13 protein-coding genes are annotated in these 13,101 nt (G+C 35.2%); 5 read left to right on the top strand and 8 right to left on the bottom strand.

Annotated features, from left to right (window positions below; genetic code table 11):
- On the bottom strand, positions 1-702 hold the full coding sequence (locus REB14_RS10835; protein WP_309522168.1) for an XAC2610-related protein: 702 nt from the start codon (positions 700-702) through the stop codon (positions 1-3).
- A gap of 516 nt (positions 703-1,218) precedes the next feature.
- On the opposite strand from REB14_RS10835, the gene REB14_RS10830 reads away from it, so the two are divergent.
- The 5 genes from REB14_RS10830 to REB14_RS10810 all read left to right on the top strand — a co-directional run bounded on the left by REB14_RS10830 (position 1,219) and on the right by REB14_RS10810 (position 5,787).
- Positions 1,219-1,548: a PadR family transcriptional regulator gene (locus REB14_RS10830; protein ID WP_002977573.1), complete on the top strand. Its 330-nt coding sequence runs from the start codon at positions 1,219-1,221 to the stop codon at positions 1,546-1,548.
- An 11-nt stretch (positions 1,549-1,559) separates the two neighbouring features.
- Positions 1,560-3,281 (top strand): PspC domain-containing protein, encoded by a 1,722-nt coding sequence (locus REB14_RS10825; RefSeq protein ID WP_079242703.1) that lies wholly within the window; start codon positions 1,560-1,562, stop codon positions 3,279-3,281.
- A 315-nt stretch (positions 3,282-3,596) separates the two neighbouring features.
- Positions 3,597-4,205 (top strand): 1-acyl-sn-glycerol-3-phosphate acyltransferase, encoded by a 609-nt coding sequence (locus REB14_RS10820; RefSeq protein ID WP_079242704.1) that lies wholly within the window; start codon positions 3,597-3,599, stop codon positions 4,203-4,205.
- Positions 4,206-4,231: 26 nt separating this feature from the next.
- Complete coding sequence (locus REB14_RS10815; protein WP_079242705.1) at positions 4,232-4,660, top strand: PaaI family thioesterase; 429 nt, start codon at positions 4,232-4,234, stop codon at positions 4,658-4,660.
- A gap of 158 nt (positions 4,661-4,818) precedes the next feature.
- Positions 4,819-5,787, top strand: coding sequence for a chorismate-binding protein (locus REB14_RS10810; protein WP_309522167.1), 969 nt, complete (start codon positions 4,819-4,821; stop codon positions 5,785-5,787).
- A 957-nt stretch (positions 5,788-6,744) separates the two neighbouring features.
- On the opposite strand, the gene REB14_RS10805 is transcribed toward REB14_RS10810, so the two are convergent.
- From REB14_RS10805 to REB14_RS10775, 7 genes are all read right to left on the bottom strand, one after another.
- Positions 6,745-6,945, bottom strand: a complete 201-nt coding sequence (locus tag REB14_RS10805) for a hypothetical protein (RefSeq protein WP_047434073.1) — start codon at positions 6,943-6,945, stop codon at positions 6,745-6,747.
- A gap of 5 nt (positions 6,946-6,950) precedes the next feature.
- Positions 6,951-7,553 (bottom strand): MarC family protein, encoded by a 603-nt coding sequence (locus tag REB14_RS10800; RefSeq protein WP_062674416.1) that lies wholly within the window; start codon positions 7,551-7,553, stop codon positions 6,951-6,953.
- A 44-nt stretch (positions 7,554-7,597) separates the two neighbouring features.
- A complete protein-coding gene (locus REB14_RS10795; RefSeq protein WP_309522166.1) occupies positions 7,598-9,337 on the bottom strand; it encodes a BatD family protein in 1,740 nt (579 codons plus the stop codon).
- Complete coding sequence (locus REB14_RS10790; protein ID WP_079242713.1) at positions 9,337-10,080, bottom strand: tetratricopeptide repeat protein; 744 nt, start codon at positions 10,078-10,080, stop codon at positions 9,337-9,339. The genes REB14_RS10795 and REB14_RS10790 overlap by 1 nt, the downstream gene beginning before the upstream one ends.
- Positions 10,081-10,179: 99 nt before the next feature.
- Positions 10,180-11,187: a vWA domain-containing protein gene (locus REB14_RS10785; protein ID WP_309522165.1), complete on the bottom strand. Its 1,008-nt coding sequence runs from the start codon at positions 11,185-11,187 to the stop codon at positions 10,180-10,182.
- A complete protein-coding gene (locus REB14_RS10780; RefSeq protein WP_079242715.1) occupies positions 11,187-12,179 on the bottom strand; it encodes a VWA domain-containing protein in 993 nt (330 codons plus the stop codon). The genes REB14_RS10785 and REB14_RS10780 overlap by 1 nt, the downstream gene beginning before the upstream one ends.
- The gene (locus tag REB14_RS10775; RefSeq protein WP_079242716.1) at positions 12,172-13,068 is read right to left on the bottom strand and encodes a BatD family protein; all 897 of its coding nucleotides are present in this window, start codon (positions 13,066-13,068) and stop codon (positions 12,172-12,174) included. Before REB14_RS10775 ends, REB14_RS10780 begins: the two co-directional genes overlap by 8 nt.
- Between the last annotated feature and the right edge of the window lie 33 nt (positions 13,069-13,101).

Here is a 13,101-nt window from a genome sequence, read left to right as displayed (position 1 = left end):
TTACTTCTTATTTCTGTTATATTGATCTGATGGATATACCTTTGTTTTGGTAATCCATTTATTATTTATCTTTTCTTTAGTGGTCACTTTTACAGAGCCTTCAACACTCATATCCTCTTCTTTTTCAAAAACTTTATCAAGTCCTTTATTCGGAATTACGGCATATTCTGTTGTAAAAATATCACAACAGCCGGACTTTCCATAAGAAATAAGACGTTTACGCTGGGCATCGACATCAAAAATATCAAGACCGTTTGACCCCAGCTCTGTAAGTTCCTCGCTTTTTACAAACACCATTCTTGTTTTGTTGAAGACATATACATCATAAGATGCCCCGCTATAATTTCCCATATTTCCGTTTCTTATGGCAACATCTTCCGTTCCATCGAAGTTAAAGTCATCTAGGATCACAGCACGTTGATCTTTCAAAAGTGGAATCAATTTCCCCTGAATAGGTTTTTTACCTTGTTCTGTATATAAAACCAGATCATCAGAAATAAAAGTCTGTACCTTGCTATTCTTATGATCAAACAATTCCACCGTTCCCTTTCCTCCACATCTGTCATCATAACAATTTTCTATCTGGATGACGGCATCATAGCTTTTTGATACATTTTTAACCTCAAATTGATATTGCCCGAAACTTAAAGGACCCAATAAAAGAAATACCGATAAATGCTTGTACTTATTCAAAATATTCATGGTAATAGTAAATGATTTAGGTGTTTTTTTATTTCTAACAAAAATACGAATCATAATAGCAATCTCAAAATCCCGGTATCATTATCTGTCAGAATTACCTTTTCAATAAGAGTGTATTCATAAATAAGAAGCTGTCTCCCGCTATCCGCTCATACTCCTCGCTCCTGCCCCAAAGCCATGGCTGCTGTGGGGTAACCGCTGCTATCGGGGCTAGAGCATGAGTGATAAGTGATAAGTGATAAGTGATAAAAGATCTTTTTTTCTGTCCAATTTTCAAAATTCTATTTAAAAATTTTCAGACATTTTCTTCTAAAATCCGTTTTACTCAAAATTCATAATTAAAATTATTATACTGATTATCAATACTTTGAATAATTTATTTTAAAAATTTCACTACTTTGTATTGCATAATACCATTTTATTTACATATCTTTGTAATGTAAAATCGAAATAGGTACAACTAGCTAGGTTCCGAACTTCGAAAATTATATAACTAATTAACAAAACTTATCAAAGATGAATACCGAAAATACCAAAGCGCAAATGCGAAAAGGAATTCTGGAATTCTGTATTCTAAGTCTCATCAATAACCGTGAAATGTATGTTTCTGATCTTATTGACGAACTGAAAAAAGGAAAACTGGATGTAGTAGAAGGAACCCTCTACCCTCTTCTTACAAGACTTAAAAACGGAGAGTTTCTCTCTTACAGATGGGAAGAATCTACAGGAGGACCACCCAGAAAATATTATCAGATTACAGAAAAAGGAAAACTTTTCCTGGATGAACTTCTCAATACATGGAATGAACTGACAGCCTCAGTAAACCAAATCACCCAACAAAATTAAAAAACAAAGCTATGAACAAGACACTCTCAATAGGACTCGCAGGTTTTTCTTTTACCATAGAAGAACACGCATATATAAAGCTCAGCGATTACCTGAATGCACTGAGAAGCTCTCTGGATGCTTCTGAGGCTGATGAAGTAATGCATGACATAGAAATAAGAATGGTAGAGATCTTCAAAGATTCTTTAGGAAAACGTGAAGTGATTAACGATACCGATGTAGAAAAGGTAATCGCACAAATCGGAAGCCCTGAAAAAATCGAAGAACAGGAAGAAGCTTATTTTTCTGAAAAAACATCTACCAGAAAAGAATATTCAGGATCCAATTATACCGATAAAAAGCAACTGTTCCGTGATCCGGAAAAACAAAAAGTAGCAGGGGTTTGCGCAGGTTTAGCTCAATATGTAGGAATGGATATTACTACCATGAGAGCAATCTGGCTGGGAATCTTCGTATTAGGAATTTTTACCGCAGCCATTTCCTCTTCATTAATAGGTCTTTTATATGTAATCCTTTGGATCGTACTTCCAAAAGCTGAAACAGCAGCAGATTTCCTGAAAATGCAGGGAAAGCCTATGAACTTCGACAATCTTAAGAACGAGTCTAATAAATTGGTACAATTTGCCAATGAATCTACTCAGAGGGTCGGAGAAATCTATAACGAAAACAAACCTTACATCAGCAACGCGAGCAGCGGAGTTTGGAATGTATTCAAGTATATTGTAGGAGGATTCTTTGTATTGATGGCTGTAAGTAGCATTATCGGAGTATTTGTATTATTTGCCCTTTTCGCAATGGATACAGACTTCCCGGGAGCTAATGAAATCAGATTCTACATGGACGATCAGGGACTTGATAAAGTACTGGCTGCCATGATGGTGATCGGAAGTTTAATCCCGGCAATCCTTTTCAGCTTATTAAGCATCAAAATATTCTCACCAAAAACAAAACTGAGAAATATCGGATGGGTTGTAGGTGGTTTATTCCTTCTTTTAATCGGACTGGGAACTTACTTCGGAATCAGCATGGCTAAGAAAGATATGATCTACAGAGGAAGCAAGGAAGATGTAGAAAATGTTGCTATCAACACCACTTCAGATACAGTGTATGTAGATATAAAACAGATCAACATTCCACAGAATTTCAAAGGTTACAACAATGATATTTATTCAGATAAAAGAACAGTGTATGAAGAAGATTATATTTCTGTAGATGTAACCAGAAAACCAGATATTAAAACACCTTATCTGATCATTAAAAAAGAAGGAAAAGGATATAACTTCCCTATCCAGATGACAGTTCCTGTAGAAATTGTGAACAACAAAGTATTACTTCCCAACTACATCAAATATCCGTACGAGCACAGATTCAGAGATTACAGCCTTGATTATGAACTTGTGGTTCCGCAAAAAGCAGTGGTTATCTCTATGAATAAAGACCGCATTCACATGGACGGAGATTTAGACGGAGATGGCATCAATGACGATGATCAGGACAGAGATGAAGACCATAACAATGTCCGAATTGAAAAAAATAAAATAACGGTAAACGGTTCCAGTATCGAATACAACTCTGATGACAAAGACAGCATCATTGTAAACGGTAAAAAAGTTCCGAACAACCAGGCAAAGAAAGTTATTGATTCTGCAGTGTCTACTATCAAAAAATCAAATAAAGATATGGACATCAAAATCAAAGACGGAAAAAACGAAATTTCCATACAAACTAAATAATTAACTTCAGAGAGTGGTAGAAGGTGTGGGTGGATGGCAACCGTTTGAAATTCACACCCTTCTTCTCTCAGAAAAGTGAAAATAAAACTACATTTAGTTTCTTATGTGAAAAAAAAGTTTTAATTTCGTAAAGCTAAAATTTAATAACCAAACAATCAAAAACACAGCCATATCATGATACAATTTGCAATGGAATTCGTAATGAAAATCGTAGATTTAATTAGCGGTTTGTTTTAAGAGCAATAATATTTCAATATATTTGTAAAGTATAACCAAAGTTTGGTTATACTTTTTTGTTTTTAATTCAAGAAATCTATGAAAAAGCTGTTAGGCAAAGCAATGTTAAAAGTATTAGGTTGGAAAGTCGTTCTTCAGGGCGATGTCAACAATCTAAACAGGTGTATCCTAGTGGTAGCCCCACATACCCATAATATGGAATACATTTTAGGAAATTTCGCCTATTGGTCTTTGGAGAAACCTTTAAAAATCATCATTAAAGATGCCCACACCAAAGCCTGGTATGGAAGTATCGTAAAAGGACTTGGTGGTATTGGGATCGACAGAAGCCAGAAAAACGATCTTGTAAATTTCGTAGCCAATCAGTTCTCCAAAGAAGATTTCAGTCTTGTGATTACTCCGGAAGGAACCAGAAGCTGGGTACCGAAATGGAGAAAAGGATTCTATCATATGGCTTTGGCAGCAAAAGTTCCTATCGTTCTGGCAGCAGGTGATTTTAAAAGACAAATTGTGTACCTGGGCTACACCATTCCTTATGAAAGAATAGCATCAGTTCCTTTTTCAGAAATCATGCAGGAAATTCAGGACTATTATGTAAAAAATGATATTGTTCCTAAAGTACCGGAAAACTGGAATCCTAATATTATGGGAACCGGAAATGAAACGGACAGCTTAAAACAAGATTAATCAATCATCATTTATCAATTATTAAAATGAAAGGTCAGACAAAAGAAGAAATATTAGCATTCATCAATAACTGGGGAGATGTAACTCTTGCCAAAACACTTGAAATCAAATTTATCGATATTGATCTCGAAAATGAAACCCTTACCGCAACAATGCCCGTTCTTCCAAGAACTCATCAGCCTTTTGGAATCATGCATGGAGGAGCAAGTTGTGTTTTAGCTGAAACCTTAGGGTCAAGCCTGTCTAATATTTTTATCGATGGCGAAAAATATTATGGTGTAGGAACCAATATTAATTCTAACCATTTAAGAAGCAAAAAAGACGGTATTGTAACTGCTACAGCACGTTTTATCAGAAAAGGTAAAACAATGCACGTTTCTGAAATTGAAATTCGTGACGAAAAAGGAATTTTGATCAACCATACTACGATGACGAATAATATCATCAATAGATAGTAAGTTACAACAACATAAAATAAAGAGCTTAAAATAAATTTAAGCTCTTTTTATTTTGACATCTTTAAGACTAGTAATACCTTTGTAAAAAGGAAAGTTACACTGGGAATTTCCTATAGTATTTCCGGCTGTTGATTTTCAAAATTCCTTCATAGCTCATGATTTATTTCAAACTTCCTTTCGACGAAAGATTATTGTCTGCAGACAAAAAAAATAATAAAAATGCAGTTAACTTTTTTTCTTATAATGGCTTAGATGAGATTAGCTTCAGCGGAGATATTTTTGAAATAAATCCCGCTGAATTTAACCAAACTTTGATTACCAGTGAAGTACTGAATAATGATACCACAAATTCTTCCGCTGAAACAAAAGAAGAATATTGCCGCACTTTACAGCAGGTCATTGAAATCATCAAAGAAAATAATCTGCCAAAGCTTGTTTATTCAAGAAGGAAGATCTTTACAGATTTTAATACAGTTAATTATACAGAGAGTTTTCAAAACTTATGTAATTCTTATCCCAATGCTTTCAGATATCTGTTTAATGATGGAAAAAATGCCTGGATGGGAGCTTTCTCGGAAGTATTAGGGAAGTTTAATAAAACTACTCACGAGTTTGAAACTATGGCCCTTGCCGGAACTCTTCCGGTATCTGAAGAATGGTCTGAAAAAGAAATTGAAGAACAAAAGCCGGTTACCAATTATATTCAGAATATTCTGACAAATTATTCTGACAACATAGACCAGTCAGAAACATATGACCATATTTCCGGTAATATCAAACATTTACGAACAGATTTTAAAACCACTATAAAGCCTGAAGATCTTGACAGAATTATCAAGGATCTGCACCCTACTCCTGCAGTCTGTGGTATTCCTAAAGATTTTTGCAATGAGAATATCCGTAAATATGAAAAATTTCCCCGTGAATTTTACGCCGGTTATATCAAAGTTGAAACGGATGAGAGTATTCTGTACTTTGTCAATCTGCGTTGTGCAAGACTTTATAAAGACTCGGTACATGTTTTTGTAGGAGGCGGAATCACATCGCAAAGCAATCCTGAAAAAGAATGGACCGAAACAGAACTGAAGTCTGAAGCTATATTGAAAAACCTGGTTATTTCTTAGAAGATATTGTTTTACATGTGAGAATTTTCCAACACATTTCACAGATTTTCAGAAGTGTTTATGCTCATTTTTCTTTGCTCAATGGCAATGCCTTTGCGAACCGGTTTTAAAGCCATTTATCATCTTTCTGCAAGCTTTGCACAATAATGTAGGTTTTGGCTAAATTTTATACTCTATTTAACGGGCTAAAGCCCGTTCCTACTGAATTAATCAGATCAATTATTTATGTAATATATGGATTGATACTGTCAGATTTGCACAGATCGTTGTATATTTTCTTTGCTGAGTGCAACGCCTTTGCGAACGATTTTAAAGCTATGAATAAAACTTTGTGAGCTTTGCGTTGTATTCATAAGTTTTGGCTAAAGCCAATTGATCTATTATTTTTTTTGAACGGGCTAAAGCCCGCTCCTACTGAATTAATCAGATCAATTATTTATGTAATATATGGATTGATACTGTTAGATTCGCACAGATAGTTGTATATATTTTCTTTGCTGAGTGCAACGCCTTTGCGAACGATTTTAAAGCTATGAATAAAACTTTGTGAGCTTTGCGTTGTATTCATAAGTTTTGGCTAAAGCCAATTGATCTATTATTTTTTTTGAACGGGCTAAAGCCCGCTCCTACTGAATTAATCAGATCAATTATTTATGTAATATATGGATTGATACTTTTAGATTCGCACAGATAGTTGTATATATTTTCTTTGCTGAGTGCAACGCCTTTGCGAACGATTTTAAAGCTATGAATAAAACTTTGTGAGCTTTGCGTTGTATTCATAAGTTTTGGCTAAAACCCTTCCCTATTGAATAAGAAAAGCAGATATAGATATTGATAGCAAATCTAACCCCTAATCCCTAATCCCTATTCCCTGCTACCTAACATCTCTTACCTAACAAAAAACAAAAACCTCCTTCAAAATGAAAGAGGTTGTATCTATATTGAAATATCAATTTATTTCTTTACACCGATTCTGCTCCAGGTATCCATAACAAAAAGCAGGATAAGGCCTATTGCTGCAGCTCCGGCTGAGAATGCAAACCTAATGTTATCTTCATCTCCTAGGATATCAGTTGCTTGCCAGTTGATAGCATAAAGATTGATGGTGATGAATACAATAAACAGTACTAAAAATACTTTATAAAACTTCTTCATGACTCTTAAAAATTAATATAATTCTGCACCAGTTGAGCAAAATTTGCGGTGAATAATTTAATTGAAATTGCCAAAAGGATAATTCCGAAAACTTTCTGAAGGATCATCAAAGTAGCATCCCCAATTTTCTTCTCCAGCCATTTCGCTGATTTCAGCACCAAATATACGAAAATTGTATTAAGAATAATTCCGCAAATAATATTAATATCATGAAATTCAGCTCTAAGAGAGAGTGCAGTGGTTAACGTTCCAGCTCCTGCAACCAGCGGAAATGCGATGGGTACAATGGATGCAGCCTTTGCCTCGGTGGTTTTATTAATTTCAATTCCTAAAATCATTTCCAGTGCTATGACAAAAATCACAAAAGCTCCGGCAATCGCGAATGAATTTACATCCACTCCAATAAGCTTAAGAATCTTATTTCCTACGAACAGGAAAACAATCATAATAGCTCCTGCAGTAATGGCTGCCTTTCCGGCTTCAATCTGTCCAAACTTCTGCTGAAGGCTTACTATAATAGGAACTGAGCCGATGATATCGATAACGGCAAAAAGAACCATAAAGCTGGTAACAATCTCTTTAAAAGAAAAACCATCAAAAATTTCCATCTATTTGTAATTAAAAATTTCGCAAAAATATGAAAATAAACTGATTATTTGCTAATTTGTGAATATAAATTAACAATAGTTTTCAAAAGTTCTTCAAGAGCTTCAGCAGATTTCACAGGATTGTATTTTTCCATTTGAACTTTCTGCTGCAGTTTGCTGTATTCTTCTGCTACCAAAGAACCTTTGTGCTTTTCAAGAAATGTCTTAAACTCCGGAGTAGAGCTCTGAAAATACTGTCCTCTTACTTCTTCATCCAATTCTTCCAGAGTTATAAAGAACTTTTCATACTCTCCATTATCTTTAAGATTTTCCAGATATCCGAAATAATCATTGATATCCGTTTTCATCGATTCTCTGATCTCTTTTTCTGTTTCGGCTACTGAACCTAAAGGTTTCGATGGTACAGTTTCCCTAACTAATGTACGTTTTTTTTGCCAATTTTTAAATAGCAGATACCCAACAAATAAGCTGATCAGAATAGCTATATTGGTCAAAAGAATATTCCAGTGGAATTTGCTTTTTTCTTTTACTTTAAATGAAGTGGTTTTTAATACCGGAGTATTTACCGTCTCCAGAAGATTATTGGTGTATTCGTTTACCTTTTCTACGGTAGAACGTGCCTCCAGAATCTGGTCGTGAGAAAATGCATTTAGAGCCAGTGTTTTCTGTCCAAGGTCTACATATTCTTTACTCTCAGGGTCAAAGAAAGCAAATTGTTCTGTTTTAATTGAAATGGCACCTGATTTTTTAGGAATAATCACATAATTAGCCAGGATTTCTCCTTTCATTCCTGAAGTTCCCGGAGCTACTTTAGAGGTAATTTTCGGGGCAAAAACTTCATAATCCGGAGAGGCAGCAATTTTAGGAAGTTCCATATCCGGTAAGTTACCTTCTCCTGAAACTTTTACCACCACATTCAGAGGTTTTTTTGCTTCCGGTTTTTCCTTGGAAGCATTATATACGTTGACATTAAAGTTTCCAACGGCATTTTTAAAACATTCGGGAGCTCCTTCAGGAAGCTTTCTTACGTTGATTTTAACTTTATTGGAAACAATTTTTGTTTTATTTGAATAGGTATTTACCGAAGCTGATACACCAGGAACTTCCACATATCCTGCTTCATTCGGAAACACCATAAACATAGCCAGAACCTGTGAAGGCATATTTCCATATCCGGAAGGATCTATCTCAGACTTATCAAAATTGATAGGATGTACGTTGATATTATCCTGCTGTGGAAGATGGATATTTTTCACCTTTCTTAGGTTATCCATATTTCTTGAATACACTCTCAGAACGGCTATAGTAGGCTGATCCTGATATACATCCCGATCATCAATTTCCATATTCAGATAAACATCATTGGAAGTATTCGCAGCCAAAGATCTTCTGTCTACAATATCACGGATATTGACATCAAAAGGTTCTGTTTTATAGATTCTGTTATTTACGGTAACGAGAACGGAACCGATTTTTATTTTCCCTTTTTTCTTAGGTTCAAGGGCAATTCTGGAAACTTTCTGGGTAATTAAAGTATTGGTAGCCGGATCAATTACAGTATTGGTAACAGATCCGCTTCCTATAATATTAAATTTTGAAAGATCCGGAAGCTGGAAACCTGTTTGCTGTACTAGGTCACTTCCGTTAAGTTCAAGAACAATGGTCAGATTGATGATATCCTTACCCCCATATTCGGTTTTATCTGCATCCATAGATAGATTTACCTGTCCGTAAGTAATTACGGATGTCAAAGTAAGCAATATGTAAATCAATTTGTGCTGCATCACCAATCTTTCTCGTTGCTTTCAGGCATCGAATAAGAATTTTTGTTTAAAATTCTTCTGGCGGTTTCTTTTTCTTTTTCGTTTATTTTATCTAAGATCGCATTTTCAAGATTCTTAGGCATTCTGCCTTCATTATTTTGATCCTGCTTAGGATTGTCGCCCTGGTCACCTTTACCTTGGTTTTGAGGGCCGCTACCCTGATCCTGTTTTTTGTCTTTGTCGCCTTTCTGATCATCTCCCTTGTTCTGATCATTTCCGCCGCCACCTTTTCCTGAGTTATTCTGTTCGTTTTTTTGCTGTTGTTTTTCTTTCTCTTTCAGTTTGGCAATCTCATAATTTTTTCTGGTTACCTCACTGTGGGGATCCTGCTTCAAAGCTTTCTTGTAGTAGTCAGCGGCTTTTTCCGGCTGATTCATCTGCATATAAGCATTCCCTAAATTATGAAGCGCAGCAGTTTTGTCCGGAAGTGTTTGTGAAAGTTTTTCCGCTTTTTCAAACTCTGCTTTTGCCTCTTCATATTTTTTACTTTTATACAACGCATTCCCCATATTGTAGTGAGCGGTAAAATCTTTATCATTGGATTTAATCGCTTCCATGTATTTTGAGGAGGCTCCATCATAATCTTTACCGTCAAATTTCTGATTGCCTTCATACACTAAATTCCTATAGCTTTCCTGCCCAAACATGAAGCCTGAGAATGAAATGGCAACAATAAACGATAAAAATATAATTTTAGTATTCATCACTTGCAAAATTATTCCTTTATATGTTAAGAAACAGAGTTTTATTTGTTAAAATTCGGTTAAAGTACTTGTAGAATTTCTTCTATAAATAAAGGAATTCTACACATTAAAGTCTTTTTTTGGATTAAAAATATAAATTAAAAAGAAAAACAGAAGAGATACCGCAAGAAAATATTGATAATAATGATTGGCATTCTGCGATTTCACCATCGTTTCAGCACCTGCCGATTTTTTATTGACAGCATCTACAATCCTGTCCGGAGCTTCATTGATATTATTTCCATCAATATAAGTTCCGTCTGTAGATTCCGCCATTTTCTTTAATGCTTCCGTCTGTCTTTTTGAAATAACCGTACCTCCGTTGGCATCGGTTTTATATCCCATCAATTGTCCGAACACATATTCCGGAACCGGAGCACCTTCATCTGTTCCTACACCTACAGAAGTAATGCTTATTCCTTCTTTATTAGCTAATCTGATGGCAGCGTTATCATTTCCTTCGTTATCCTCACCATCACTCAGTAGAATCACTTTTCTTGATCCTTTGCTTACATTTTTAAATTTTTCAGCAGCAGCCTGCATTCCTTTCAGAAAATCTGTTCCCTGAATCTGCATAGAACTGGTTTCAATACCGCTGATATAAGTTTCTGCAGAATTATAATCTGTTGTCAGAGGCATAATAGACATTGCATTCCCAGCAAAAATCACAATACCTACCTTATCATTATTCATTTTCTTCATGGTAGCCAGCATCAGATTTTTGGCTTCCGTCAAACGGCTTGGTTCTATATCCTCAACATTCATAGAATTGGATACATCCAGCATAAAGATTACATTATTCAGTTTCTGGGTACTTTTCACTTCTTCTGAACCGTTCAAAAGGTCAATGATAGAAAATATCAGAAATAATGTTCCCAATAAGTATAATGCAGGAAAAAACTTTGTAAATCCTGATCTTTTTTCAAATAAATTCTCATGAAACTGGCTAGCGGCAAAAATTTCTCTTTTTTTATTTCTCCATTGTAAAAAACGGATCAAAAAGATAGCTAACAGCGGCAGAAGCAACAGTAAAAATAAATACCAATAATTTCCTAAAGACCAACTCATCAGCTTAAAATTTTATAAAAAACCCATCTCAGCAATGCATCCAACACCAACATAGCAAGCGCAATCCAAAGGAATATTTTGAAATACTCTTCATAATTGTACAGCTTGGAAACCTTCACATCAGATTTTTCCAGTTGGTTGATTTCATTGTATACTTCTTCCAGACTACTGTTTGAGGTAGCTCTGAAATATTTACCTCCCGTTGTTTGTGCTATTTCTCTCAAGGTATTTTCATCGATGGTAACCTCTGTTTCGGTAAAGATAAGCTCTCCAAAAATGTCTTGCGATGTAGGCATCAGCGCATAACCATTGGTACCGATTCCGATTGAATATACCTTTATATTATTATTTTTTGCCAGTTCAGCAGCAAGCTGTGGAGGAATTGCATTCTGAATATTGCTTACTCCATCCGTCATCAGGATGACCACTTTACTTTTGGCTTTGCTTTTAATCAAATGATTCACTGCTACGGAAAGACCTTCCCCGATAGCTGTTCCGGGTTCAAGACCTGCAGAATTCAGATTTTTAATTTCATCAATAACAACCTGATGATCTGAGGTTACCGGAACTTTAGTAAAAGCTTCTGCAGCATATGCTACCACTCCTATCCTGTCATTCGGGCGTTTCTGAACAAATTTTACGGCAATATCTTTCAAGGCGGTAATTCGGTCCGGGCTCAGATCCTTCGCCAGCATACTTAAAGAAACGTCGATAGACAACATAATATCCACTCCCTTTGTATCATCTCTGTCCTGAGAAATAGTAAACGTTCTCGGCCTTGCCATGGCAATAATCAACGCAGAAAGAATGATATATTTTGATATTTTCAGTAAAAAAAGTATTCCTTGGATACTCCCGCTGTGATCCATGTTTTTTATGGTAGGAACTTTTATACCTTTTCTTTTATTTCTTCCAATATCTTTAATTAAAAGTGGAATAAACAGCAGAAAAAGCAGCAAAAACCATGGGCTGTAAAACTCAAAATTAAACATCCTTTCTTAAGTTTTCGAATTCTAAATCTTTGGATGATCTTTTCACAAAATCCCTGATATTGGCAAAATCTCTTTCCATTGTTTCCTGATCCGGGAATGTTTTGGCAAATTTCACCAGGTCTCCTCTAAGGAAAACATCTTCTATTATTTTTTCGTTGTCCTGCGAGATTGTATTATTTTTTTTCATGACATCTATAAGATCATCAGTAAGAAGTACATCTGCCGGAAGGCGATATTGTTTTGTAATAAAGGTTCTGGAAATATCAATCAGTTCCACATAAAACGAACGGAAGTTTCCTCCTTCAATATATTTTTTCTTTTTAAGAGAATCAAGCTCTTTTAATGTCTGATTGGTAGCCACTACAGGAGAACTCTTTGATTTTCTTCCCCATTTTACAAACATAATAATGGCAATAACCAGTGCAATACCAGCCAATGCTGCAAGAATATAAAACTTGTAAAGCTCCCAATAATCCTTAGGCTCAAGTTTCACCTGCTTATTATTCATAATGTCATTGATCTGATCTGCTTTTTGAGCCGTATTAATGACATCTATTTCATAAGGAATTGTTTTAAGAATTTTATCTCCTACTCTAAACTCCAGTTCAGGAATGGTAAATTTTCCCTCTTCAAAAACAGCAAATTCTATCTTTCTTTCATAGGTATTAGCCGTTTGCCCGATACTGTCTTTCGTTTCTTCAAAATGGAAAGGTAAGAGTTCATTCTTAGCTGCTGAAGTAACCTGCTGCTCATTAAGGTTATCAATCTTTATGGTAAGATGATTGATTTCTCCCAGAGCGAGGGTTTTCTTTTCTACGTTAGAGGATAATATCTGTGAAAAAGCATTTGCACAGATCAGAAAAGATAATATTAAAAGTATTTTTCTCAATGTTAAAATAATAAAGGCAAAACGCCTTATGTT

Origin of the sequence: Chryseobacterium metallicongregator (genome assembly GCF_031324065.1) — a bacterium.
In the GTDB taxonomy this organism is placed as follows: Bacteria; Bacteroidota; Bacteroidia; order Flavobacteriales; family Weeksellaceae; genus Chryseobacterium; species Chryseobacterium metallicongregator.
The sequence above is the reverse complement of the archived record's forward strand: the minus strand, read 5'-3'. Positions and strand labels throughout refer to the sequence as shown.